Genomic DNA, 25,072 nt, shown 5'->3' with positions numbered 1-25,072 from the left:
GGGTCGCGTTCATGGCTTGGCCCCCGCATCGCTGGCGGCCTGGCCGCTTTCCTTCAGCGCCTTGGTGACTTCCGGCGGCATGTATTTCTCATCGTGCTTGGCCAACACCTCATCGGCCACCACCACGCCGTCGGCATTGAGCTTGCCGAGGGCGACAATGCCTTGCCCTTCGCGGAACAGGTCGGGGAGGATGCCGCGGTAGGTGATAGGCACCGACTTGCTGTAGTCGGTGACCACAAAGCGCACGTCGAGCGAATCGGCCGAGCGCTGCACCGAGCCTTTCTCGACCATGCCACCGGCGCGGATGCGGGTGTCCAGGGGCGCCTCGCCGTTGGCGATCTGCGTCGGGGTGTAGAACAGGTTGATGTTCTGCTGCAGCGCACTCAGGGCAAAGCCCACGGCGACGCCGACGCCGGCCAGCAAGCCTAGGATGATGAACAGGCGTTTCTTACGCTGCGGATTCACGGTTTGTTCTCCCGGCGCAGACGGCGCGCCTCTTCTTGCAGGTAACGACGGCGGGCCAACAGGGGCGCGGCGACATTCAACGCCAGCACCGCCAGGCAGATGCCATAGGCCGACCAGACGTACAGGCCATGGTGGCCCATGGCCAGAAAATCAGTGAAGGAGGCAAAGCTCATCGTGCCGCCTCCCGGCCAAGCTGGCTCAGCACTTCATCCTTGACCCAACTGGCCCGTGCCTCGCGCTTGAGCACTTCCAGACGCATGCGCAGCAAGAGCACGGCTCCGAAGAAGCAATAGAAGCCCAACGCGGTGATCAGCAACGGCGCCCACATTTCCACCGGCATTGCCGGCTTTTCAGTAAGCGTGAAGGTGGCGCCCTGGTGCAGGGTATTCCACCACTCCACCGAATATTTGATGATCGGGATGTTGATCACGCCGACGATCGCCAGCACTGCGCAGGCCTTGGCAGCGCTGTCGCGATTGCTGATGGCCTGACCCAGGGCAATGATGCCGAAGTACAGGAACAGCAAGATAAGCATGGACGTCAGACGCGCATCCCAGACCCACCAACTGCCCCAGGTGGGCTTGCCCCAGATTGCCCCGGTGACCAGGGCCACCGCGGTCATCCAGGCACCAATGGGCGCCGCGCACTGCAGCGCGACATCGGCCAGTTTCATCTTCCACACCAGCCCCACCACGCCTGCCACGGCGAGCATCACATAGCACGACTGCGCCAGCATGGCGGTCGGCACATGGATATAGATGATGCGGAAGCTGTTGCCCTGCTGGTAGTCCTGGGGGGCGAAGGCCAGGCCCCAGGTGATGCCGACCAGCAACAGCACGATGGCGCAAACGGTCAGCCACGGCAGCATGCGGCCGCTGATGGCATAGAACCATTTGGGGGAACCCAGCTTGTGGAACCACGTCCAGCTTATTTTCATCAGGGTACATCCAGGGTGTTGGCCGGGCTGCAATGCCCGGCACTCGTTATTCGCCGACGCTGATCTTCAGGCCGGCCGCGATCGCAAAGGGTGCCAATGTCACCGCCAGGGCCGTCAGGCTGGCGAGCCAGAGCAGATGACCGGTGGCGGGTATATTCTGCAACGCCGCCTGCAACGCACCACTGCCCAGGATCAATACAGGGATATACAACGGCAGAATCAACAATGCCAGCAGCAGGCCGCCGCGCTTGAGACCGACCGTCAGCGCCGCCCCAACCGCGCCCAGCAGGCTCAAGACCGGGGTACCCAGCAACAAGGAGGCGAGCAGCACCGGCAGGCAACTGGGCGGCAGCCCCAGCATCAGCGCCAGCAGCGGTGCCAACAATACCAGCGCCAACCCGGAAAAGATCCAGTGCGCCAGCACCTTGGCCAGTACCAGCATGGCCAACGGATGCGGCGAAAGCACCCACTGCTCGAGCGAGCCGTCCTCGAAATCACTGCGAAACAACCCGTCGAGCGACAACAATACCGCCAGCAAGGCCGCTACCCAGACCAGTCCTGGCGACAAGGTTTGCAACAATTGTGTCTCTGGCCCTACCGCCAGCGGGAACAGGGCAACGACAATGGCGAAGAACACCAGCGGGTTAGCCAGCTCCGCCGGGCGGCGGAACAACAGCCGCGCCTCGCGGCGCAACAGCAGAAGGAATACGCTCATGCCGCCCATTGCCCCAGGTTCAGCTCGCGATAGCCGGATGGCTTGCGCTCGAGCGTATGGTGGGTGGTCAGCACCACGGTACCACCCTGCTCGCAGTGCGCCGCCAGGTGCGCTTCCAGTTGGGCCACGCCCTGCTTGTCAAGAGCGGTGAAAGGTTCGTCGAGGATCCACAGCGGCGGGCTGTCCAGGTACAGCCGGGCCAGGGCCACGCGGCGCTGCTGGCCAGCGGACAGGGTATGGCAGGGCACGTCCTCGAAACCGCGCAGGCCGACAGCCTCCAGCGCCTTCCAGATCGCCTCGCGGTTGGCCGGGCGGTGCAATGCGCAGAGCCAGGCAAGGTTCTCTTCGGCGGTGAGCAGGTCCTTGATCCCGGCGGCATGGCCGATCCACAGCAGGATGCTGGCCAGGGCATGGCGTTGTTCGGCCAACGGCTGCCCCCCCAGCAGGATCTGCCCGGCGGTGGGCTGCATCAGCCCGGCCAGCAGGCGCAGCAAGCTGGTCTTGCCGCTACCGTTGGGGCCGGCGATCTGCAGCATGTCGCCGGGGTGCAGCTCGAAGTGCAGGTGCTCGAACAGCAGCCGCCAGTCGCGCTCGCAGGCCAGGCCCGCAGCTTGGAGGTGAAGGGTCACGGTATCGCCTTATGCAGTCTGTGTCTCAAGTCGCTCCAACCCCTGCCGTTATACTGGCAATGGCGAGCGAGCGGCATTATTGCACGCGCCACGGCGCTGCCAAGAGGGCTGGTTCGACAGGTTGTATACAATCATGACTGAAATCAATAGTCTCAGCACACAAACCGCGGTAAGCGCCCAAGCGACCAGGGCCGCGATGTCCGGCGAACTGCTGCGCCTGCTGCAGGCCCAGCCCGGTCTGCTGCCGCCTGGAGAAATCGCCGAAGCCGAGGTCGTCACCCTGCGCCAGATCGGCCAGGAGTTCCAGATGCTGCTGCGGCTCACCCAGGCCAATGGCAACCAGATCCAGGTATTGACCACCGCCAGCCAGCCGCTGCCCCCCGGCAGTTTGATCACCGTCACCCAGCCCGAGAGCAGCCGCCTGGCGGTGATGGTGCAGCAGGCCAGTGCCGGCAACATCGCTACCTTGACTCAACTGGATACCCGGCAGCTCCCGGTCGGCACCTTGCTGCAGGCCAAGGTGCTGACCAGCCAGGTACTGCCGCAAAGCCCTGGCTCAGCCGTCACTTTCCGCTCGCTGGTGAGCCTGCTCAACAGCAGCCAGGCGGGTGCCACCCTGGCCATCGACAGCCCGCGCAGGCTTCCCGTGGGCAGCCTGCTCAGCGCGCTGGTGCAGGGCGAGCAGGCGCTGCGCTTCGTGCCCCTGAGCGGCCGCCAGGACCAATTGGCCGTTACCCAGCACCTGTCGACCCAGCAAAGCCTCCAGGCCTCCTTGCCGGGTGTGCTCAACAGCCTGCAGCAGATCACCAGCAGCCCCGATGCAGCCCCGGAGCTGCGCGCCAGTGCCGAGCGCCTGCTCGCCAGCCTGCCGGAAGCGCGGCAACTCGGCGATGCGAAAAACCTGGCCCAGGCACTGAACAACAGCGGCACGTTCTTCGAATCCAAGCTGCTGGGCGGACTCGCCAGCGGCATCGCGCCCGACCTCAAGGCACAACTGGTCAAGCTGGTGGCCCAGGCGCTGCCCAGCGTGCCCGGCCATCCACCGCTGGCTACCGCGCTCGCCACCGGCACCCTCGCCCAGGCCCTGCCAGGGCTGGCGCGCAGCGCCCTGGGCATGCTCGGCCAGGTCAGCCCACGACCGCTGCCAAGCGCTTTTCCCCTGCCCTCGCGGCTGCTGCAGAAGCTGGAAAGCGAAGGCGACCTGCAGCAACTGCTGCGCCTGGCCGCCGCGGCGATCTCGCGGCTGCAGAGCCATTCGCTGTCCAGCCTGCAGCAGAGCGGCACACTCGACAACGGTAACCAGCAGACCACCTGGCAGACCGAGGTCCCGGTGCGCCATGGCCAGGAGTTCATTCCCCTGCAAGTGAAGCTGCAACGCGAAGAAACCCCGGAGCAACAAGCCGATCGTGAACGTGAACAGGATGATCCGTTGAAGGCACTGTGGCGCATCGAACTGGCATTCGACCTGTCCCCACTTGGCCCGCTGCAGGTCCAGGCGCAATTGGCCCAGGGTCGACTGTCCGGCCAGCTGTGGGCTCAGCAGGAACAAACCGCGCGGCTGATCGACAGCCAGTTGGGCGCCTTGCGCGAACGCCTGGTGGCCCGCGGGCTGGACGTTGGCGACCTGGAATGCCACCCCGGCACGCCGCCCCAAGGCCCGCGCACGCGCCTGGAACAACGCTGGGTGGACGAGAACGCATGAGCAGCAAGCAACCGCGCCAGGCCATTGCCCTGATCTACGACGGGCAACAGGCCCCGACCCTGAGCGCCAAAGGCGACGACGAATTGGCCGAAGCCATCCTCGCCCTGGCCCGCGAACATGACGTGCCGATCTACGAGAACGCCGAGCTCGTGCGCCTACTGGCGCGCCTGGAGCTGGGGGAACAGATCCCCGAGGCGTTATACCTGACCATCGCCGAGATCATCGCGTTCGCCTGGCAGCTGCGCGGCAAGATGCCCATGGGCTTCAGCGATGCACCCGCCGCCGAGCGCGACATCACCCCCCAACTGCCCGGCCTGCCCTACCATTCCTGACGACGGGCGGTAGCCGACTGCCGCACGCGGGCGGGGCGAATCGCTCATCGTGACGACCCATTCTTTCCAGGGTCATCACCATGAAGCCCCGTTTCGTCAACAATGCCGGTGTGCGCTATGTCCGCGACCACCTCAAGGACTTCCCACGCCCCGATCATGCCGCGGCCACGGCGATTCGCGACTGGGCCGCTCGCCGCGGTCAGTCTCTGGACCCCGACCGCACCGATGTGGTCGTACTGCACCATCAATGGCGCCACGGCGTGGGCGAGGTTGGCGTCGTGGCACAGAAAATGACGCTCACTCAGGCCGTCATGGCCAACTGGCAGGGCGAGTCCAGCAACAACCTCATTGGCGCAGCCTTGAACAGCCCCTGGGCCGGGCACTTTCCCGACAGCCAAAGCATCACCCTGGTCGACCGACTGGATCCCCCTGGTCCACTATCCAACAGTAGCGGCTATGCCATCTACAATGGCTTGTTCCGCCAGACCACCCCCAGCGAATACAGCGCCCGGACCCATGTGAGACTGGCTGCAGAAGACCTCCAGCAGTTTATCTGCAACCTCGACTTTCACAGCGCCTACAAGGCCATGCTGGACACGTACTGGCGTAGCCACGCAACCAGTCATCGGCTGGCGGCGAAAATCGCCTTCATTACCGCCTGCAACCGCCAGCTCGCCGAAGGCAGCCTCGACGACCAGGCGCGCCGGCTCGCATGGCGCGCTGCGGGGTTGGAGCAGGCCCCGCAGCCGCTGCTCCGACGCTTCGTGAACATCTATGGCTATGTCGCCACCGACCTGCTGCAGATCAGCGACCCTGAAAGCGGCCTGACCCTGCTCTATATCCCTGGCAACTCCGCGCCACTGCATACCTTCGCCACCCCCTCGGCGCTGCAGGACTGGGTCGCCAGTCAGTGCCGCAACACGGACACCCGCGCTGCCCTGCTACATCACTTTGCTCTCGCCGACCAACCCGACGGCCTCGACTTCAGCGGCTTGGCTACCGCACTGGACGGGCTCGCCGCCTTCCCCACACTCAACCACCTGTCTAGCAACCGCCCCGGGTTCACCGCTGAAGGCGTCTGGCAACCAAGCACCTACGTCAACTACAAGCCGGACAAGTACAGCCCGCTGATCGAGGAGGAGCTTTTCTGGGCGCTGACCCACCAACAACGCAAACACAGCTATGAGGACGCCGACTATCGCATCACCAGCAATGGCGAAATCACCAAAGCTCGCTGGCGCGCCTACTTGAACGCGGCGGTCAACCTGCTCGCCCCGCTTGCCATCGTCGTACCGGAACTGGCGCCGATCCTTGCCTTGGGCGGCATCGCTCAACTTGGTCTGGGTCTGGATCAGGTGATCAATGGTCATGGCCAGCAGGAGCGCGCCGAAGGCGTAGGCATGGCTACCTTTGGCGTGCTAAACGCCCTGCCGTTGGCGCACGCCACCCTGACGCGCGATGCAGCGCTCTACCGCTTCAAGAACGAGGGTTTCATTGCGCCGCAGGCGATCAATGGTCGACTGGGCTATCCACTAAGCCCCGTCTCACCGCCGCGCTTACCCGTGAGCGAGGTCGCGCCCTACTTCCACATTCCCGACCCCATCCCAGCGCTGGAGGGCGCCGATACGGCTACCTACCAAGCCATTGATCGAAGACCACGATTTGATGGAACACCCGATCTGTTGGCAGCCTGCGTGGGCGGCTACAACACCGAAGTGGTTTACGACCTGGAGAACGACAGCTTCATCCTCGAGGGCGATATTAATGCGGTCGATCCCCAGTACTACCTTCCCCGGCTCGGCACCCGCGACCTGCAACCGGTGAGCCTGGCCGGCCGAGAGGTCACCGATGCCATGCGCATGCGCACGCTGCGCGCCCTTGGCGTGGAACTGCATTTGCCGGTACAGATGCCTGGTCCGTTTCCAGCCGGGGCACGGCCCGTTCCACGACAATTCCTGAGCCTATGGGTGGGGGACAAAGCAATCGACCCGCCATTACTGAGCAATCTGCGCAGCAATGCAGAACGCCTGCACGGCAGTTCCTACACCCTGCGGCTATACCTGTCGAAGGCCAGCACCAGCGCCTTTGATGAAAATCTGCACCTGCTTGCAAAGAAAGCACCTGGCGTGCAGATAGTGCCACTGGAGGAACAGGACTGGTTCCGCCACTTTCGTGAAGGCCCATACCATCCCCAGTATCAGGCAGCCCTCGATGGCGGCAATTTCGCCTCCGCCTCTGATGTGCTGCGCTATTGCATGCTCCACAGCCAAGGCGGTATCTACATGGACGTTGACGACCACCTGCTGGCGGTGGGCGAATATCCCTACAAGGTGAATGGCCGGCCGGTGGGCAGCCCCGCTGAAGCCATCGAGCAGGTGGACCTGAGCACCACCGACGACGGGCTGCTGCTGTTCCCTCCGATGTCCAACGAAAAGCTCGGGATGAACTGCCAGTTCAACACCAGCCTGATCGGCAGCCACGCCGGCAACCCGACACTGCTGGCAATCAGCGAGGAGATGCGCAGCCGCTATCTGGTTGAACCAGAGTTCTATGGCAGCTGCCCCAGTCTGCGAGACGACCCAGCCGGCTTCTATCGTTATGCCGCCAGCCTCAACCGCTTGACCGGCCCGGGGCTGCTCACCGACGTCGTAGACCAGCACCTGCCGGTGCTGAGGACCCTGCGCCATATCACCAATCTGTTCCAGATGCCCCGCATCAATACCTTCCAGTATGTGAATCCAGAGGCCTATCGGGCTGCATTACGCCAGTGGCTGCCGTTCAACCGCCTGATGCGAGTGGGTGGCAATCATTCATGGGCAAAGCCCTGATTGCGGGATGAAAAAAGGCGACCGCCGGGTCGCCTTCCTTGCTCACTCGCCGCGGTGCAGCTTGCTCATCAACTGCGCCTCGGCCTGGGTCAACCCGCAGGTCTGGGTCAGCTCCTCGACGCTGGCGCCCATGCCCACCAGCTTGGCGGCCTGGGCGAAGGTGACGCTGTTGGGGTCGCGCTGCTCGAGTTGCTGGAGCTTCTCGGGCAGCGGCGCCACCACCGCGCGCAATTCATGGATCGCTTCGCCCATGCGCACGGTACCGTTCTGGTAGTCGTCCAAGCGTTTGGCGAGGTCCTTGATGCGCTGGTCACGCAGCGCATCGCCCTGGGCCTGCTGGGCGGCCAGCTCGCGCTGGCGCTTGCTGTAGTTGAGGAAGAACCACAGGCTCAGTGCCCACAGCAGCGCCAGGAAGATGACAGCAACCTCGAAGATCAACTCAGATGTTCTCCAGCTCGGACCACTCTTCCTCGGTCATCATCTTGTCCAGCTCGACCAGGATCAGCAGCTCGCCATTCTTGTTGCACACGCCCTGGATGAACTTCGCCGATTCTTCGTTGCCGACGTTCGGCGCGGTCTCGATCTCCGACTGGCGCAGGTACACCACTTCAGCGACGCTGTCGACGAGGATGCCGACCACCTGCTTGTCCGCCTCGATGATGACGATACGGGTGTTGTCGGTGACTTCGCTCGACATCAAGCCGAAGCGCTGGCGGGTGTCGATCACCGTCACCACGTTGCCGCGCAGGTTGATGATGCCCAGCACATAGCTGGGGGCGCCCGGTACCGGGGCAATCTCGGTGTAGCGCAGAACTTCCTGCACCTGCATGACATTGATGCCGTAGGACTCGTTGTCCAGACGGAAGGTTACCCACTGCAGGATCGGATCTTCGGAACCTTGTGCAGACGACTTTTTCATTCCCCTAGCCCTCAAAATCCGCCATTGGCGGTGTGCTCTGTGTTGCCGCGGCAGTAGCGGCGTTGATTCAGTTGTGTTTGGTGTTCATATGCTTGACCGCGCCACTGGCGATCAGCTCGGCCAGTTCGGCGACGTCGAGCAACGCGCACATGTGTTCGATCACCGTGCCGGCCAACCATGGGCGTTGGCCGCGCTGGCTGCGCCATTTGATCTCTTTCGGGTCCAGGCGCAGCGAGCGGCTGACCTGGTGCACGGCCAGCCCCCATTCGTAGCCCTGGACCGATATGACATATTGCAGGCCCTGGCGGAAATCGTCCCGATAGCGGTCGGGCATGACCCAGCGGGCGGTATCCAACACCTTGAGGTTGCCCGCCTGGCATGTGAGGATGCCGAGGAACCAGTCCGGCTGGCCGAACAGCGGCGTCAGTTCCTGGCCGGCCAAGGTATAGATCGAGCCCAGGCATACCAGCGGTACCGCCAGGGTCAGGCCGGCGACATCGAACAGCAGGCATTCGAATGGCTCGGCGGCCCATTCCGGGCGCCCGTCGACCGTGGCCGGTGGTGTGGGCGCGGCAGGCGCCGCCGGTACATGCAGTTCCACCAGTGGCGTCGCCGGCTCGATGGCCGGAGCTTCGGTCAATAGCGGGATGCTGGCCTCTGCCACCACCTCACGCTCGACCACCGCCACCACCGGGTCCATGACAGGCGTGACGGGCGGCAGCACGGTTGGCAGGACCTTGGCCTGCGGCTCGGCAAAAGGCCGGGGCGCAGGCGCGGCCGGCATGACCTGGCGCTGGGCATCGCGGGCCTGTTCCTCGCGGACCGCCGCCTCGAACTCATCGCCGGGGGCCTGCTCCACGTGCGGCGCGACCGCCGCGTCCTGTTCTTGCGGCAGCTCGAGTGGCTCGGTAGCCTCCTGCAGCAACCCATCCAGGTATGACTGCAAGGCCATCTGCGGCTTGGTGGTGATGTGCGGTGCCTGGTTCATCAGGCCACCTGCAGCGCGGAGCGATAGGTGAGCAGATGCTTGAGCAGCGCCCGGTAGGCCACCACGCCACGGCTCTTGCCGTCGAACTGCGAGGGCGTGACACCGTTGCGGCTGGCATCGCGCAGGCGCGTATCCACCGGAATGTAACCTTGCCAGACCTGATCGCCATAAGTGTCGCGCAGCACTTTCAAGGTGCCCAGCGACGCCTGCGTGCGTCGATCGAACAGGGTCGGCACGATCTGGTACGGCAACGCCTGCTTGCGCGAACGGTTGATCATGCCCAGCGTGCCCACCATGCGCTCCAGGCCCTTGACCGCGAGAAACTCGGTCTGCACCGGGATCACCAACTGCTGGCTGGCGGCCAGGGCGTTGACCATCAGCACGCCCAGCAAGGGCGGGCTGTCGATCAGGGCGAAGTCGAAATCCTGCCACAGCTGCGCCAGACTCTTGGCGATCACCAGGCCCAGGCCACTCTGGCCCGGTGACTGACGCTCGAGCACCGCCAATGCGGTGCTCGACGGCAGCAGCGAGATACGCTCGTCACTGGTGGGGAGCAGCAGCTGGCCTGGCAGCCCGTCGGGCACCGTGCCTTTGTGCAAGAACAGGTCGTAGCAGCTGTGCTCCAGCGCATCCGGGTTGTGCCCAAAATAGCTGGTCATCGAACCGTGCGGATCGAGGTCGACCACGACCACGCGCTTGCCCGCCTCGGCCAGCAGGCCGGCCAGGGCGATGGTGGTGGTGGTCTTGCCGACGCCACCTTTTTGATTGGCTACTGCCCAGACTCTCATCGTGCGTTGCTTCCTCCCGGTATGGCCGCCTGCCCTGCCGGGAACGGTGTGAAGTTCAGTGACGGGGATTTGACGAAATCAGCCCCCGGTCGTCGGTGCTGGCGAGGCTGGTGCACTTTGTGTGCCAGCCCGGCGCATCGCCGCGTCCGGGGTGGCGTTGGCGCTGCCGCTGCCGGTCAGGCTGCGGCGCACTTCCAGATTACGCGAGATCACCAGCACCACCCGGCGGTTGCGCGCGCGGCCGTCGGCAGTGTCGTTGCTGGCCACCGGCTGGTACTCGCCATACCCCACCGATGCCATGCGCGCCGGGTTGACCCCTTCCATGGCCAGCAAGCGGACGATGCTCGCCGCCCGCGCCGACGACAGCTCCCAGTTGGTCGGATACTGGGCGGTACGGATCGGCAGGTTGTCGGTGAAACCCTCGACGTGCACCGGGTTGGCGAACGGCCTGAGGATCTTCGCCACCTTCTCGATGATTTCGAATGCGACATCACTGGGCATGGCATCGGCGCTGGCGAACAACAGCGAGGAGTTGAGCTCGATCTCCACCCACAATTCATTACCGCGCACGGTCATCTGGTTGGACTTGATCAGGTCGCCGAAGGCGTCACGCATATCGTCGGCGATGGTCTTGAGCGGGTCGGCGCTGGTCTGCGCCAGGCCCGCGTCGGTCTGCTCGCTGTCCTTGATCAACGGTTCGGCCGGCTTGACGCTCAGCGGGCGCTCATCGCCGATCGGGATCGGTTTCATGCTGCGCTCGGGGTCGTTGAACACGCCGATCAGCGCCTGGGAGATCTGCTTGTACTTGCCTTCGTTGATCGACGAAATCGAGTACATGACCACGAAGAACGCGAACAGCAGGGTAATGAAGTCGGCATACGAGACCAACCAGCGTTCGTGGTTCTCGTGCTCTTCGACTTTGCGACGGCGTGCCATGGCTTACTCCATGAAGCCTTGCAGCTTCAGCTCGATCGAGCGTGGGTTCTCGCCTTCGGCAATCGACAGCAGGCCTTCGAGCAGCATCTCGCGGTAACGCGACTGGCGCAGGGTGATGGCCTTGAGCTTGTTGGCGACCGGCAATAGGATAAGGTTGGCGCTGGCCACGCCATAGATGGTGGCGACGAAGGCGACGGCGATGCCGTTGCCCAGTTGCGAGGGATCGGCGAGGTTGCCCATCACATGGATCAGCCCCATGACCGCACCGATGATACCGATGGTCGGCGCGTAGCCGCCCATGCTCTCGAACACCTTGGCAGCCTGGATGTCACGGGACTCCTGGGTCAAGAAATCGACTTCGAGGATGCTGCGAATGGCTTCCGGCTCGGCACCGTCGACCAGCAACTGCAGGCCTTTGCGCGCATAGGGGTCAGGCTCGGCATCGGCGACGCCTTCCAGGCCCAGCAGGCCTTCCTTGCGCGCCGTCAGGCTCCAGTTCACCACCCGGTCGATGCCGCCGGCCAGGTCCACCCGTGGCGGGAAGAAAATCCAGCGGATGATCTGCAGGGCACGTTTGAACGACGACAGCGGCGACTGCAGCAATGCCGCCGCCAGGGTGCCGCCCAGCACGATCAGTGCCGCCGGGCCGTTGATCAGCGCACCGACGTGGCCGCCCTCCATGAAATTGCCGCCGACGATGGCGACAAAGGCGAGGATCAGGCCGATCAGGCTCAATACATCCATCAGACGCACGCCTCGACCAAGTGCTTGCCGATCTCGTCAAGGCTGTAGACAGCGTCGGCGAGGTTGGCCTTGACGATCGCCATGGGCATGCCATAGATCACACAGCTGGCTTCATCCTGCGCCCACACGGTGCTGCCACCCTGCTTGAGCAGGCGCGCGCCTTCGCGGCCATCGGCGCCCATGCCGGTGAGGACCACCGAGAGCACCTTGTCGCCGTAGGACTTGGCAGCGGAACCAAAGGTGATATCCACGCAGGGTTTGTAGTTCAGGCGTTCATCGCCCGGCAGGATCTTCACCGTGCCACGGCCGTCGACCATCATCTGCTTGCCACCCGGGGCCAACAGGGCCAGGCCCGGGCGCAGCACGTCACCGTCCTCGGCCTCTTTGACATTGATCTTGCACAGTTTGTCCAAGCGCTCGGCAAAGGCCTTGGTGAAGGCCGCCGGCATGTGCTGGATCAACACGATCGGCGCCGGGAAACCGGCGGGCAGTTGGGTCAGCACCCTCTGCAGCGCAACCGGACCGCCCGTGGAGGTGCCGATCGCAACCAGTTTGTACGGCTTACGCTTGGGTGCCGGCGAATGCGTGGCAGCCGTTGCTGCGGCGCGGGCCGGGGTGGCAGTGCGCGCAGGCGCGGTACCGGCAAAGCTGCTGGCTGGAGCCTGGCTGCTGGCCGGTGCAGGCGCGGCGGCTGGGGCCGGGCTCGAATAGGCACTGAAACGTCGGTTGCTGCGCGAGATGGTGTGGACCTTCTCGCAGAGCATCTGCTTGACCTTCTCCGGGTTGCGCGAGATGTCTTCGAAATTCTTCGGCAGGTAGTCGACCGCACCGGCATCCAGGGCGTCGAGGGTGACGCGGGCGCCTTCATGGGTCAGCGAGGAGAACATCAATACCGGCGTCGGGCAGCGCTGCATGATGTGACGCACCGCAGTGATGCCGTCCATCATGGGCATTTCATAGTCCATGGTAATGACATCGGGCTTGAGCGCCAGCGCCTGGTCGATCGCTTCCTTGCCGTTGGTCGCGGTACCCACGACCTGGATCGTCGGGTCGGACGCGAGAATTTCCGAGACACGGCGGCGGAAGAAACCGGAATCATCCACCACCAGGACCTTGACTGCCATAAACACTCCGTTAGGCGGCGCACCCGCCTGGGCGCGCCACCGAAATCAAATACGCCGGGCGGCGTAACGCTTGAGCATGCTCGGGACGTCGAGGATCAGCGCGATACGGCCGTCGCCGGTGATGGTCGCGCCGGACATGCCCGGGGTTCCCTGCAGCATCTTGCCCAACGGCTTGATCACCACCTCTTCCTGGCCGACCAACTGGTCGACCACGAAACCGATGCGCTGGGTGCCGACCGAGAGGATCACCACATGACCTTCGTGCTGCTCTTCGTGCTCGTGGTCCTGGACCAGCCAGCGCTTGAGGTAGAACAGTGGCAGCGCCTTGTCGCGCACGATCACCACTTCCTGGCCATCGACCACGTTGGTGCGCGACAGGTCGAGGTGGAAGATCTCGTTGACGTTGACCAGCGGGAAGGCGAACGCCTGGTTGGCCAGCATCACCATCAGCGTCGGCATGATCGCCAGGGTCAGCGGCACCTTGATGACGATCTTCGAGCCCTGACCCTTGGCCGAGAAGATGTTGATCGAGCCGTTGAGCTGGGAAATCTTGGTCTTCACCACGTCCATGCCAACACCGCGGCCGGACACGTCGGAGATCTCGGTCTTGGTCGAGAAGCCCGGGGCGAAGATCAGGTTGTAGCAGTCCGACTCGCTCAGGCGGTCGGCCGCGTCCTTGTCCATCAGCCCCTTTTCCACGGCCTTGGCGCGCAGGATGCTCGGGTCCATGCCCTTGCCGTCGTCGGAAATCGACAGCAGGATGTGGTCACCTTCCTGCTCGGCGGACAGCACCACCCGACCCATGCGCGACTTGCCGGAGGCCTCGCGCTCGTCGGGCATCTCGACGCCATGGTCGACGGCGTTGCGCACCAAGTGCACCAACGGGTCGGCCAGAGCCTCGACCAGGTTCTTGTCCAGGTCGGTTTCTTCGCCGACCAGCTCCAGGTTGATCTCTTTCTTGAGCTGGCGAGCCAGGTCGCGAACCAGGCGCGGGAACCGCCCGAAGACCTTCTTGATTGGCTGCATGCGCGTCTTCATGACCGCGGTCTGCAGGTCGGCGGTGACCACATCGAGGTTGGACACGGCCTTGGACATGGCCTCGTCGCCGCTGTTGAGCCCCAGGCGCACCAGGCGGTTACGAACCAGCACCAGTTCGCCGACCATGTTCATGATCTCGTCCAGGCGCGCGGTGTCGACCCGCACGGTGGTCTCCGCCTCGCTGGCGCCATGCTTGTCGGCGGCCGGCGCCGGCGCCCGGGCCGGAGCGGCAGGCTTGGCAGCGGCTGGCGCGGGAGCGGGGGCAGGCGCCGGCTTGGCAACCGGCTTGGCTTCGGCCTTGGCCGCGACAGGTGCGGCAACAGCGGCGGCTGGCGCCTCGGCAACAACCGCCTCGCCAGAAAACTTGCCCTTGCCGTGCAACTGGTCGAGCAGCGCCTCGAATTCGTGTTCGGTGATGCTCTCGTCGGCCGCCGCTGGGGCCTCACTGGCTGCAGGCGCAGCGACGCCAGGCAATGCGTCGACGGCGAAGGTGCCCTTGCCGTGCAACTGATCGAGCAGCGACTCGAATTCGTCGTCGGTGATCTCATCACTGGCAGGGGCAACGGCCGCTGGCTCACTGGCAGCGGTATCTGGCGAAAACTGGCCTTTGCCGTGCAACTGGTCGAGCAACGACTCAAATTCGGCGTCGGTAATCTCGTCACCACCCACGCTGACCTGTTCACCTTGCAGTTGCTCGTGAACCTGGGCTTCGGCCTTGACTGCATCGAGCGAGTCGAGCAGTTGCTCGAACTCGGTGTCGGTGATGTCGGGCTCGGCAGCCGGCGCCTCGGCGACAGCGGCCACCTCGACCGGGGCCGGCTCGTCGGCACCAGCGGGCTCGGCCAGGCGCGACAGCGCTGCCAGCAGCTCACGGGTGGCCGGCGTGACATCCGTGCGCTCACGTACCTGGCCAAACATGCTGTTGACCGTGTCGAGTGCTTCGAGCACCACGTCCATCAGCTCCGCGTCGACCCGGCGCTCACCTTTGCGCAGGATGTCGAACACGTTCTCGGCAATGTGGCAGCACTCCACCAACTCATTGAGCTGAAGGAAGCCGGCGCCCCCTTTTACAGTGTGGAAACCGCGGAAAATCGCGTTGAGCAGGTCCGCATCATCAGGCCGGCTTTCCAGCTCGACCAATTGCTCGGACAGTTGCTCGAGGATTTCGCCGGCTTCTACCAGGAAATCCTGAAGGATTTCTTCATCGGCGCCGAAGCTCATTAAACGTGCTCCTTAAAAACCCAGGCTGGACAACAGATCGTCGACATCGTCCTGGCTGGACACGACGTCTTCACGCTTATCGGCATGAATCTGCGGACCTTCACCCCGAGTCGGATGTTTTTCTTGATCTTTTTCAGCGCGCAGCTGCTGGTGGTCATGTTCGATACCGGCAAAGCGGTCGACCTGGCTTGCCATCAGCACGAGCTTGAGCAGATTGCTTTCGACTTCGGTGACCAGCGTGGTCACCCGTTTGATCACCTGGCCGGTGAGATCCTGATAATCCTGGGCCAGGACGATATCGTTGATATGGCCGGCGACCTTCTGATTACCTTCGGCGCTGTGCGTCAGGAAACTGTCCACACGCTTGACCAACTCACGGAACTCCGGCGCCGCCACCTCGCGGCGCATGAAGCGCTGCCAGTCGGCGGACAGGCTCTGGGCCTCGGTGGCAAGGTCGTTGAGCACCGGGGTGCACGCCTCCGCCAGGTCCATGGTGCGGTTGGCCGCACCTTCGGTGAGGCGGACCACGTAGGAGAGGCGCTCGGCGGCATCGGTAATCTGCGACACTTCCTCGGCCTGCGGCATGGCCGGGTCGATCTGGAAATTGACGATTGCACTGTGCAGTTCGCGGGTGAGCTTGCCGACTTCCTGGTACAGCCCGCGGTCGCGGGTCTGGTTCAGTTGGTGGATCAGCTGCACCGCCTCACCGAACCGGCCGCGCTCGAGGCTCTCGACCAGCTCCTGGGCATGCTTCTTCAGGGTTGATTCGAACTCACCCAAAGAGTTGTTGGTTGACTCCATTGCGCCCCCCAGACGTGACTCAGCCGTTGACGCGTTCGAAGATCTTTTCGATCTTTTCTTTCAGCGCCAGGGCGGTGAAAGGCTTGACCACGTAGCCGTTGACGCCGGCCTGGGCCGCCTCGATGATCTGCTCGCGCTTGGCTTCCGCGGTGACCATCAGTACCGGCAGGTGCTTGAGGCGCTCGTCGGCACGGACCGCGCGCAGCAGGTCGATACCGGTCATGCCCGGCATGTTCCAGTCGGTTACCAGGAAGTCAAAAGGCTCGCTGTTGAGCATCGGCAGTGCCGTGTTGCCGTCATCAGCTTCCTTGACGTTGGTGAACCCCAGGTCACGCAACAGGTTCTTGATGATCCGCCGCATCGTCGAAAAGTCGTCAACGATGAGGATTTTCATGTCTTTGTTCAATTAGACCTCCAAGCAGTCTTAAACGCGCTCGGCGCCGAGCGCGCGCTCAATCAATTCGGCACTACAAAAAAAACGACTGCACTGAACCCGGGTTCAACGTGCCCGCCACTCCCCAAGGCGGCTGCGCAAACGCGCGGCGCACTGGCTGTGCAACTGGCTGACACGCGATTCGCTGACCCCCAGCACCTCACCGATTTCCTTGAGGTTCAGCTCTTCGTCGTAGTACAGCGCCAGGACCAGGCGTTCACGCTCCGGCAGGTTGGCGATCGCATCGGCCAGCGCAGCCTGGAAGCGCTCGTCTTCCAGGTCACGCGCCGGCTCCAGCTGGCCGCTGGCTCCGTCCTCGTGCAGCCCTTCATGTTCGCCGTCCTGCAACAGGTCGTCGAAACTGAACAGGCGGCTGCCCAAGGTGTCATTCAAAATCCCGTAGTAATCATCGAGACTCAATTGGAGTTCGGCAGCAACCTCGTGATCTTTAGCGTCGCGGCCAGTCTTTGCTTCGACACAGCGGATCGCGTCACTGACCATGCGCGTGTTGCGGTGCACCGAACGTGGCGCCCAATCGCCCTTGCGCACCTCGTCGAGCATGGCGCCGCGAATACGAATACCGGCGTAGGTTTCGAAACTGGCACCCTTGCTCGCATCGTATTTGTTGGCCACTTCCAGCAAGCCGATCATCCCGGCCTGGATCAGATCCTCGACCTGGACGTTGGCCGGCAGACGCGCCAACAGGTGGTAGGCGATACGCTTGACCAGTGGCGCGTAGCGTTCGATCAGCTCGTACTGCGCGTCCTTGGCGGCCTTGCTGTACATCTTGAAACCGCTCGCGTTCATAGCACCGGCCCTGCACTGGTGGGCTGCACCAGGCGCTCGACAAAGAATTCCAGGTGCCCACGCGGGTTGGCAGGCAGCGGCCAGCTGTCGACCTTCTGCGCGATGGCCTTGAACGCCAGCGCACACTTGGACCGAGGGAAGGCCTCATAGACCGCCCGCTGCTTCTGCACGGCCTTGCGCACGCATTCGTCGTAAGGCACGGCACCGACGTATTGTAGGGCGACGTCGAGGAAGCGGTCCGTGACCTTGGTCAACTTGGCGAAAAGGTTGCGGCCTTCCTGTGGGCTCTGGGCCATGTTGGCCAGCACACGGAACCGGTTCATCCCGTAATCGCGGTTAAGCAGCTTGATCAGCGCGTAGGCGTCGGTGATCGAGGTCGGCTCGTCGCACACCACCAGCAACACTTCCTGGGCGGCGCGGACGAAACTGACCACCGAGTCACCGATACCCGCAGCCGTGTCGATCACCAGCACATCGAGGTTGTCGCCGATGTCGCTGAAGGCCTGGATCAGGCCGGCGTGTTGCGCGGGCGCCAGGTGCACCATGCTCTGCGTGCCGGAGGCCGCCGGGACGATGCGCACACCACCCGGGCCTTGCAACAGCACATCGCGCAGCTCGCAGCGGCCTTCGATCACGTCGGCGAGGGTGCGCTTGGGCGTGAGCCCCAGCAGAACGTCGACATTGGCCAGGCCCAGGTCGGCGTCCAGCAACATCACCCGGCGGCCGAGCTCGGCCAGCGCCAGGGACAGGTTCACTGAAACGTTAGTCTTGCCGACGCCACCTTTGCCACCGGTCACGGCGATCACCTGTACGGGATGCATGCTACCCATGTCTGTTCTTTACCTTGTCTCGCTTGGACCCAGGCCACATGAGGGGCTGAACATTCAAGGCCACGGTCCGGCCGGGCAACCCCATGATGTAGGTACTTTGCACAGTATTCACCCTCAACCCGCGCGCTTGCCAGGGCTGTGGTACAGATCAGCGAACATGTCGGCCATGGCCTCGTCGCTGGGCTCTTCCTGCAATTGCACACTGACGGCGCGGCTTACCAACTGGTGCTTGCGCGGTAGCTGCAGGTCGTCGGGAATGCGCGGCCCATCGGTCAGATAGGCCACCGGCAATTCATGACTGATGGCCAGGCTCAGCACTTCGCCGAGGCAGGCCGTTTCGTCGAGTTTGGTCAAGATGCAACCGGCCAGACCACAGCGCTTGTAGCTATGGTAGGCGGCAGTGAGCACCTGCTTCTGGCTGGTGGTTGCCAGTACCAGATAATTCTTCGCGGCGATGCCGCGTCCGGCCAGGGTCTCGAGTTGCATGCGCAACGCAGGGTCGCTGGCCTGCAGCCCAGCGGTATCGATCAGCACCACGCGCTTGCGCAGCAGAGGCTCGAGGGCCTGCGCCAACGACTCGCCCGGGTCGACATAAGTGACCGGCACATTGAGGATGCGACCCAGGGTCTTGAGCTGCTCCTGGGCGCCAATACGGAAGCTGTCCATGCTCACCAGCGCCAGGTTGTTGGCGCCGTACTTAAGCACGTATCGCGCGGCCAGCTTGGCCAGCGTGGTGGTCTTGCCCATGCCGGCCGGGCCGACCATGGCGATAACCCCGCCCTCCTCGATCGGTTCGATCTCAGGAACGTCGATCATCCGCGCCAGGTGCGCCAGGACCATGCGCCAGGCATGGCGCGGCTCATCGATTCCCGCAGTGAGCTCGAGCAACTCACGGGCCAGGCCACCGGAAAGGCCGAGGCGCTGCAGTCGACGCCAAAGATTGGCCTGCTGCGGCTTGCTGCCTTGCAGTTGGCTCCAGGCAAGCGAACCGAGCTGGACTTCCAGCAGCTCGCGCAAGCCAGTCAACTCAAAACGCATGGCATCGAACAGGCGTGGATCGACAGGCGCTGACGCAGGTGCGACAACCGGCGCAGGCTCATCGACATGCGGTTCGATCAGAGGTTCCGAAGCGGTCAAAGGCTGCCCGGCGAACAATTGCCGGTTGCCGCCCTCGACCGCATCGCCACGCCCGGTCAGTTCGGCCTGAGCGGTAACGATGCGCGACTGAGTCTTGCGCAGCTCGTCTTCGAGCTCTGCGTTGGGCACGCGCGGGGCCAGGGCGGACAGCTTGTAGTCCAGCGCAGCCGTCAGCTCGACACCGCCAGCAATGCGCCGGTTGCCAATGATGGCGGCATCGGAGCCGAGCTCATCACGGACCAGCTTCATGGCCTGACGCATATCGGCGGCAAAAAAACGCTTAACTTGCATAACCCACTACCTCAGCCGTTGGGGCCCACGGTGGCAACGATGGTGACTTGCTTGTTGTCAGGTATTTCCTGATACGCCAAAACATGCAAATTCGGTACAGCCAGGCGACCGAAGCGCGACAGCATGGCGCGGATCGGGCCGGCTACCAGAAGGATGGCCGGCTGGCCCTGCATTTCCTGGCGCTGGGCTGCCTCGATCAACGAACGCTGAAGCTTTTCGGCCATGCTCGGCTCAAGAAGAACACCATCTTCCTGACCCTGCCCGGCCCTTTGCAGACTATTGAGCAAGATCTGTTCCAACCTTGGCTCAAGGGTAATCACAGGCAGCTCGGACTCAACGCCGACAATGCTTTGCACGATGGCGCGACACAATCCGACGCGCACCACCGCCACCAGCGCGGCGGTATCTTGACTCTTGGCCGCGTTGTTGGCGATGGCTTCGGCAATGCTGCGGATGTCACGCACCGGCACCTGCTCGGCGAGCAGCGCCTGCAGGACTTTGAGCAGGCCCGACAAGGAAATGACGCCCGGCACCACCTCCTCGGCCAGTTTCGGCGAGACCTTGGCCAGCACTTGCAGCAGCTGCTGCACTTCCTCGTGGCCGATCAGCTCGTGGCAGTGTTTCTGCAGGATCTGGTTGAGGTGGGTGGCGACCACGGTGCTGGCGTCCACCACCGTGTAGCCCAGCGATTGCGCCTGGGCGCGCTGACCGACATCGATCCACACTGCCTCCAGGCCAAATGCCGGATCTCGCGAGGCGATGCCGTTGAGGGCGCCGAACACCTGGCCCGGGTTGATCGCAAGCTCCCGGTCCGGGTAGATCTCGGCCTCGGCCAGGATCACACCCATCAGCGTCAGGCGGTAGGCGCTGGGCTGCAGGTCGAGGTTGTCGCGAATGTGCACGGTGGGCATGAGGAAGCCCAGGTCCTGGGAAAGCTTCTTGCGCACGCCCTTGATCCGCGCCAGCAACTGGCCGCCCTGGTTGCGATCAACCAGCGGAATCAGGCGGTAGCCGACTTCCAGGCCGATCATGTCGATGGGGGTGACGTCGTCCCAGCCCAGCTCCTTGGTTTCCATGGCGCGTTGCGGCGATGGCAGCAGGTCCTGCTGGCGCTGGGCCTCCTGCTGGGCCACGACCTTGGCCTTTTGCTGTTTTTTCCAGAGCAGGTAGGCGCCACCACAGGCCACTCCACCCAGGCCCAGGAAGGCCATGTGCGGCATGCCCGGCACCAACCCCATGACAATCATCAGCCCGCCAGACACCGCCAGCGCCTTGGGCGAATCGAACATCTGACGATTGATCAGCTTGCCCATGTCCTCGGAGCCCGAGGCGCGGGTGACCATGATTGCAGCCGCAGTGGACAACAGCAGTGATGGCAATTGCGCCACCAAACCGTCACCGATGGTCAGCAAGGCATAGACCTTGCCGGCATCGCCGAAGCTCATGCCGTGCTGCAACATGCCGATAAGCATGCCACCGATGAGGTTGATGAAGAGGATGAGCAGGCCGGCAATGGCGTCACCGCGCACGAACTTGCTGGCACCGTCCATGGAACCGTAGAACTCGGCTTCCTGAGCAACTTCGCTACGCCGCGCCTTGGCCTGGGCCTGGTCGATGAGGCCGGCGTTGAGGTCGGCGTCGATGGCCATCTGCTTGCCGGGCATGGCGTCGAGGGTGAACCGTGCGCTCACTTCGGAGATACGCCCAGCACCCTTGGTCACCACCACGAAGTTGATGATCATGAGGATGGCGAACACCACGGCACCGACGACATAGTTGCCGCCGATCACCACTTCACCGAAGGCCTGGATCACCTTGCCCGCGGCGCCATGGCCTTCCTGACCGTGCAGCATGACCACGCGGGTGGACGCGACGTTCAGCGCCAGACGCAGCAGGGTCGCCACCAGCAGGATCGTCGGGAAGGCGGCGAAGTCCAGGGGACGCAGCGCATAGACGCAGACGAGGAGCACCACGATCGACAGGGCGATGTTGAAGGTGAAGAACACGTCGAGCAGGAACGGCGGTATCGGCAACATCATCATTGCCAACATCACCAGCAGCAGCAGCGGCACGCCGAGATTGCCCCGGCCGAGACCGGCCAGGTTATTGCGGGCGTTGCTGATTAACTGAGTGCGATCCACCGCGATTCCTCTTCAAGCAAAACTTTGACGCCTGCGTGGCGCCTGGCGCTGCCTTTGCAAGAAGCCTTCCAACTTTTCTGGGGGTGGGGATTTTGAGGGGCTCGGGCTCGGGCTCGGGCTCGGGCTCGGGCTCGGGCTCGGGCTCGGGCTCGGGCTCGGGCTCGGGCTTAAGAGTGTGTGTTTTGATTCTTGTATGCGCATTCATTCGCCACGTCGACGCACAGTCACCTTTTCGCCTTTACGGCGACCTCCTTTTCTCTTGGGAAAAGGAGGCAAAACCGTTCGGCTCCGTTCATCCGGCCCCTACGCTTCGCTCCGGGGTCCCCTCGCTCCGTTCTTGCTCCCGTGGGTACCGCGCTGTACGGCCCATCCTGGGCCGCAGCGCTCGACGGCCATCCATGGCCGTCGCCCCACTACGCAAGAACTCCGCTCGGCCTCCTGAAGTCGCAATTGGTGGCGCCTGATCTATCGTGCGCTTAGAAGCAAGAGCAAGAGCAAGAGCAAGAGCAAGAGCTGAAAATGCGAATTTGGTTATTTGACAGCTAGTTATATATTGGCTGTTCCGACGTATCGCGGAGCAAGCCCGCTCCCACGTTGATTTCACGTCAAGCAGTATTCGTCTCTGTGGGAGCGGGCTTGCTCCGTGAAACAATCGAGAGATTAATTACGTTCCAACTAGCGACAGCTGCGCCAGCCCAGGCGCCGCCCGTAACTTCGCGACTTCAGGAGGCCGAACGCAGGTCTTGCGGAGGGAGGTGACGGGCATGGATGCCCGTCAAGCGCTGCGCCCCAGGATGGGGCGTTCAGCGCGGTCCTCCCGGGAGCAAGGCCGGAGTGAGGGAACCCCGGAGCGAAGCGTAGGGGCCGTATGAATGGAGCGAGCGGCTTTGCCTACTTTGGCCAAGACCAAAGTAGGCCGCCGTAAGGGCGGAAAGGTGAATAAGCGTCGCCATCGCAAATGAATGCGCACACAACCCCCAATACAACCGAAAACTCCGAACTACAAACTACAAACTACAAACTACAAACTACAAACTACAAACTACAAACTACAAAACTACAAACTCAGCTATCACGCTGCAAATCATCGGGAATCGGCAAATCCTTGTTCAAAGGCTCAGGCGCCTTGCCCTTGCCCGCCCGGTACTGCCGAACCTGGAACACAAACGCCAATACCTGCGCCACCGCCAGGTACAACCCCGCCGGGATCTCCTGCTCAAGCTCGGTGGAGTAGTAGATAGCCCGCGCCAGGGCCGCCGACTCGAGTATCTGCACATTGTGCTCGGCCCCGATCTCACGAATCTTCAGCGCGACAAAATCGGTGCCCTTGGCCACCAGCAACGGCGCCATACCCCCCTTCTCAGGGTCGTATTGCAACGCCACCGCATAGTGAGTCGGGTTGGTGATGATCACATCCGCCTCAGGCACTGCCGCCATCATCCGCCGCTGCGACGCCTCACGCTGCAACTGCCGGATACGCTGCTTGACCTCAGGCTTGCCCTCACTGTCCTTGTACTCGTCCTTCACTTCCTGCTTGGTCATCTTCATTTTCTTGTGCGTCTGCCAAAGCTGGAACGGCACATCCGCCGCCGCAATCAACAGCAGCCCCGCCGCCATCCACAACGCACTCCACCCCACCACCTGCACCGAGTGGATGATCGCCTGCTCGAGCGGCTCATTGGCAATCGCCAGCAACGCCTGACGGTCCGCCGACAGCACGACCAGGGCAACGATCAGGATCATGAAGAACTTGGCCATGGCCTTGACCAGTTCGGTCAACGCATTCAGTGAGAACATGCGCTTGATCCCCGACAACGGGTTCATGCGGCTGAACTTCGGCTGCAGCAAGCTGCCCGAGAACAAGAACCCTCCCAGCGCAATGGGCGCCACGAATGAAATCACGAACAGCAGCAGCAGTACCGGCTGCACAGCCCAGATGGCCATCTTGCCCGAGGCCAACAGGAATGCCGCCATGTTGCGCTCGTCGACCAGCACCTCCCGCGTAAGGCTGAAGTTCATGCGCATCAAGGCCATCAACGTCTCGGCCAGGTAGCCACCGAACGCCATCAGCGCACCCGCGCCTGCCAAGGTTACCGCGACGGTGTTCAGCTCCTTGGAACGGGCAATCTCCCCCTTTTCGCGCGAGTCTTTCTTGCGCTTGTCGGTGGGTTCCTCTGTCTTGTCCTGACCGCTCTCGCTCTCTGCCATGCTCAGCGCGCCCGTGCCAGCTCACGCAGCCACTGCAGCGCTTCGCTGGCCAGTGCCTGGTAATGGGAAAGAATATCGGCCAGGCCGATCCAGAAAATGATCAGGCCCAACACCAGTGTCAGCGGGAAGCCGATGGAGAAGATGTTCAACTGTGGGGCTGCGCGGGTCATGACCCCGAACGCAACGTTGACCACCAGCAGCGATGCAATTGCCGGCAAGATCAACAGCAACCCCGCCCCCAGCACCCAGCTAAGGCGCCCCGCCATCTCCCAGAAATGGTTGACCACAAGAGCGTTGCCCACCGGCAGCGTGGTAAAGCTCTCGGTGAGGATCTCGAACGCCACCAGGTGGCCATTCATCAGCAGGAACAACACGCTCACCAGCATCGTCATGAACTGGCTGACCACCGCCACGTTGACGCCGTTGGTCGGGTCCATCATGGAGGCGAACGCCATACCCATCTGGATCGCAATGATCTGCCCCGCAACCACAAACGCCTGAAACAGCAACTGCAGGGAGAACCCGAACAACGCCCCAACAATCACCTGTTCGCCGCACAACAGCACGCCGCGCAGGCTCAAGGGGTCAATCGGCGGCAACGGCGGAAGCGCCGGCACTATCACCACGGTAATGGCCAAGGCCGCATACAGCCGCACCCGGGCCGGCAGCATCTTGGTGCCAAAGATCGGCATGGTCATCATCAGCGCCGTCACCCGAAACAACGGCAGGATGAAGGTAGCCACCCAGGTACCGATCTGAGTATCGGTCAGCTCCAGCATGGCCGCGTCAACCGATCAACTGCGGGATGCTGGTGTACAGGCCAATGAAGTACTCCATGAACTTCTGCACAAGCCAAGGGCCGGCGATGATCAGCGTGACCAGCATCACCAACAGGCGCGGCAGGAAGCTCAGGGTCTGTTCGTTGATCTGCGTGGCCGCCTGGAACATCGCCACCACCAGGCCGACCAGCAGGCTCGGCACCACCAGGATGGCGACCATCATGGAGGTCATCCACAAGGCTTCACGAAACAGGTCGACAGCGACTTCAGGTGTCATGC

At 63.2% G+C, this 25,072-nt stretch carries 25 protein-coding genes; 3 read left to right on the top strand and 22 right to left on the bottom strand.

What is annotated here, in order from left to right; all coding sequences use genetic code 11:
* Window positions 1-9: 9 nt before the first annotated feature.
* The 5 genes from ccmE to ccmA are packed head-to-tail and all read right to left on the bottom strand — an operon-like array spanning window position 10 to window position 2,746.
* Complete coding sequence (gene ccmE, locus OH705_RS22260) at window positions 10-465, bottom strand: cytochrome c maturation protein CcmE (protein ID WP_023632021.1); 456 nt, start codon at window positions 463-465, stop codon at window positions 10-12.
* On the bottom strand, window positions 462-638 hold the full coding sequence (gene ccmD, locus OH705_RS22255; protein WP_023632020.1) for a heme exporter protein CcmD: 177 nt from the start codon (window positions 636-638) through the stop codon (window positions 462-464). Before ccmD ends, ccmE begins: the two co-directional genes overlap by 4 nt.
* Window positions 635-1,402, bottom strand: coding sequence for a heme ABC transporter permease (locus OH705_RS22250; RefSeq protein ID WP_023632019.1), 768 nt, complete (start codon window positions 1,400-1,402; stop codon window positions 635-637). Before OH705_RS22250 ends, ccmD begins: the two co-directional genes overlap by 4 nt.
* Before the next feature lie 46 nt (window positions 1,403-1,448).
* Window positions 1,449-2,117 (bottom strand): heme exporter protein CcmB, encoded by a 669-nt coding sequence (gene ccmB, locus OH705_RS22245; protein WP_267303016.1) that lies wholly within the window; start codon window positions 2,115-2,117, stop codon window positions 1,449-1,451.
* Window positions 2,114-2,746, bottom strand: a complete 633-nt coding sequence (gene ccmA, locus OH705_RS22240) for a cytochrome c biogenesis heme-transporting ATPase CcmA (RefSeq protein WP_110605664.1) — start codon at window positions 2,744-2,746, stop codon at window positions 2,114-2,116. The genes ccmB and ccmA overlap by 4 nt, the downstream gene beginning before the upstream one ends.
* Window positions 2,747-2,879: 133 nt before the next feature.
* On the opposite strand from ccmA, the gene OH705_RS22235 reads away from it, so the two are divergent.
* From OH705_RS22235 to OH705_RS22225, 3 genes are all read left to right on the top strand, one after another.
* Entirely contained in the window at window positions 2,880-4,448 is a 1,569-nt protein-coding gene (locus OH705_RS22235; protein WP_267303015.1) for a flagellar hook-length control protein FliK, read from the top strand.
* A complete protein-coding gene (locus OH705_RS22230) occupies window positions 4,445-4,780 on the top strand; it encodes an EscU/YscU/HrcU family type III secretion system export apparatus switch protein (RefSeq protein WP_160291299.1) in 336 nt (111 codons plus the stop codon). The genes OH705_RS22235 and OH705_RS22230 overlap by 4 nt, the downstream gene beginning before the upstream one ends.
* Window positions 4,781-4,860: 80 nt before the next feature.
* Window positions 4,861-7,608 (top strand): dermonecrotic toxin domain-containing protein, encoded by a 2,748-nt coding sequence (locus OH705_RS22225; RefSeq protein WP_267303014.1) that lies wholly within the window; start codon window positions 4,861-4,863, stop codon window positions 7,606-7,608.
* Between the two features lie 42 nt (window positions 7,609-7,650).
* Here the strand turns inward: OH705_RS22225 and OH705_RS22220 are convergent, their stop codons facing one another.
* The 17 genes from OH705_RS22220 to fliQ form a co-directional block, all read right to left on the bottom strand.
* The gene (locus OH705_RS22220; RefSeq protein WP_023630608.1) at window positions 7,651-8,046 is read right to left on the bottom strand and encodes a DUF2802 domain-containing protein; all 396 of its coding nucleotides are present in this window, start codon (window positions 8,044-8,046) and stop codon (window positions 7,651-7,653) included.
* 1 nt (window position 8,047) lies between these two features.
* Window positions 8,048-8,527 carry a chemotaxis protein CheW gene (locus OH705_RS22215; RefSeq protein WP_023630607.1) on the bottom strand — a complete coding sequence of 160 codons (480 nt, stop codon included), beginning with the start codon at window positions 8,525-8,527 and terminating at the stop codon, window positions 8,048-8,050.
* Between the two features lie 67 nt (window positions 8,528-8,594).
* The gene (locus OH705_RS22210; protein WP_160291301.1) at window positions 8,595-9,515 is read right to left on the bottom strand and encodes a CheW domain-containing protein; all 921 of its coding nucleotides are present in this window, start codon (window positions 9,513-9,515) and stop codon (window positions 8,595-8,597) included.
* Entirely contained in the window at window positions 9,515-10,303 is a 789-nt protein-coding gene (locus tag OH705_RS22205) for a ParA family protein (protein WP_023631839.1), read from the bottom strand. Before OH705_RS22205 ends, OH705_RS22210 begins: the two co-directional genes overlap by 1 nt.
* Before the next feature lie 78 nt (window positions 10,304-10,381).
* Window positions 10,382-11,239, bottom strand: a complete 858-nt coding sequence (motD, locus tag OH705_RS22200; protein WP_094012458.1) for a flagellar motor protein MotD — start codon at window positions 11,237-11,239, stop codon at window positions 10,382-10,384.
* 3 nt (window positions 11,240-11,242) lie between these two features.
* Window positions 11,243-11,983 carry a flagellar motor protein gene (locus tag OH705_RS22195; RefSeq protein ID WP_023631606.1) on the bottom strand — a complete coding sequence of 247 codons (741 nt, stop codon included), beginning with the start codon at window positions 11,981-11,983 and terminating at the stop codon, window positions 11,243-11,245.
* Window positions 11,983-13,107, bottom strand: a complete 1,125-nt coding sequence (locus OH705_RS22190; protein WP_038706553.1) for a protein-glutamate methylesterase/protein-glutamine glutaminase — start codon at window positions 13,105-13,107, stop codon at window positions 11,983-11,985. The genes OH705_RS22195 and OH705_RS22190 overlap by 1 nt, the downstream gene beginning before the upstream one ends.
* A 45-nt stretch (window positions 13,108-13,152) precedes the next feature.
* A complete protein-coding gene (locus tag OH705_RS22185; RefSeq protein WP_267303013.1) occupies window positions 13,153-15,366 on the bottom strand; it encodes a chemotaxis protein CheA in 2,214 nt (737 codons plus the stop codon).
* 12 nt (window positions 15,367-15,378) lie between these two features.
* A complete protein-coding gene (locus tag OH705_RS22180) occupies window positions 15,379-16,167 on the bottom strand; it encodes a protein phosphatase CheZ (protein ID WP_046854691.1) in 789 nt (262 codons plus the stop codon).
* 19 nt (window positions 16,168-16,186) lie between these two features.
* Entirely contained in the window at window positions 16,187-16,561 is a 375-nt protein-coding gene (locus tag OH705_RS22175; RefSeq protein WP_177182950.1) for a chemotaxis response regulator CheY, read from the bottom strand.
* Window positions 16,562-16,666: 105 nt separating this feature from the next.
* On the bottom strand, window positions 16,667-17,407 hold the full coding sequence (fliA, locus tag OH705_RS22170) for an RNA polymerase sigma factor FliA (protein WP_038706555.1): 741 nt from the start codon (window positions 17,405-17,407) through the stop codon (window positions 16,667-16,669).
* Window positions 17,404-18,237, bottom strand: coding sequence for a flagellar synthesis regulator FleN (gene fleN / locus OH705_RS22165; RefSeq protein ID WP_023630864.1), 834 nt, complete (start codon window positions 18,235-18,237; stop codon window positions 17,404-17,406). The genes fliA and fleN overlap by 4 nt, the downstream gene beginning before the upstream one ends.
* Before the next feature lie 114 nt (window positions 18,238-18,351).
* On the bottom strand, window positions 18,352-19,665 hold the full coding sequence (gene flhF / locus OH705_RS22160) for a flagellar biosynthesis protein FlhF (protein ID WP_267303012.1): 1,314 nt from the start codon (window positions 19,663-19,665) through the stop codon (window positions 18,352-18,354).
* 11 nt (window positions 19,666-19,676) lie between these two features.
* The gene (gene flhA, locus OH705_RS22155) at window positions 19,677-21,806 is read right to left on the bottom strand and encodes a flagellar biosynthesis protein FlhA (protein WP_094012456.1); all 2,130 of its coding nucleotides are present in this window, start codon (window positions 21,804-21,806) and stop codon (window positions 19,677-19,679) included.
* A 1,065-nt stretch (window positions 21,807-22,871) separates the two neighbouring features.
* Window positions 22,872-24,014, bottom strand: coding sequence for a flagellar biosynthesis protein FlhB (gene flhB / locus OH705_RS22150; RefSeq protein ID WP_094012455.1), 1,143 nt, complete (start codon window positions 24,012-24,014; stop codon window positions 22,872-22,874).
* Between the two features lie 2 nt (window positions 24,015-24,016).
* Window positions 24,017-24,793 (bottom strand): flagellar biosynthetic protein FliR, encoded by a 777-nt coding sequence (gene fliR / locus OH705_RS22145; RefSeq protein WP_267303011.1) that lies wholly within the window; start codon window positions 24,791-24,793, stop codon window positions 24,017-24,019.
* A gap of 7 nt (window positions 24,794-24,800) precedes the next feature.
* The gene (fliQ, locus tag OH705_RS22140; RefSeq protein WP_046854686.1) at window positions 24,801-25,070 is read right to left on the bottom strand and encodes a flagellar biosynthesis protein FliQ; all 270 of its coding nucleotides are present in this window, start codon (window positions 25,068-25,070) and stop codon (window positions 24,801-24,803) included.
* Window positions 25,071-25,072: the final 2 nt, after the last annotated feature.

Origin of the sequence: Pseudomonas sp. BJa3 (assembly GCF_026343815.1) — a bacterium.
GTDB classification, from domain to species: Bacteria; Pseudomonadota; Gammaproteobacteria; order Pseudomonadales; family Pseudomonadaceae; genus Aquipseudomonas; species Aquipseudomonas soli.
The sequence above is the reverse complement of the archived record's forward strand: the minus strand, read 5'-3'. Positions and strand labels throughout refer to the sequence as shown.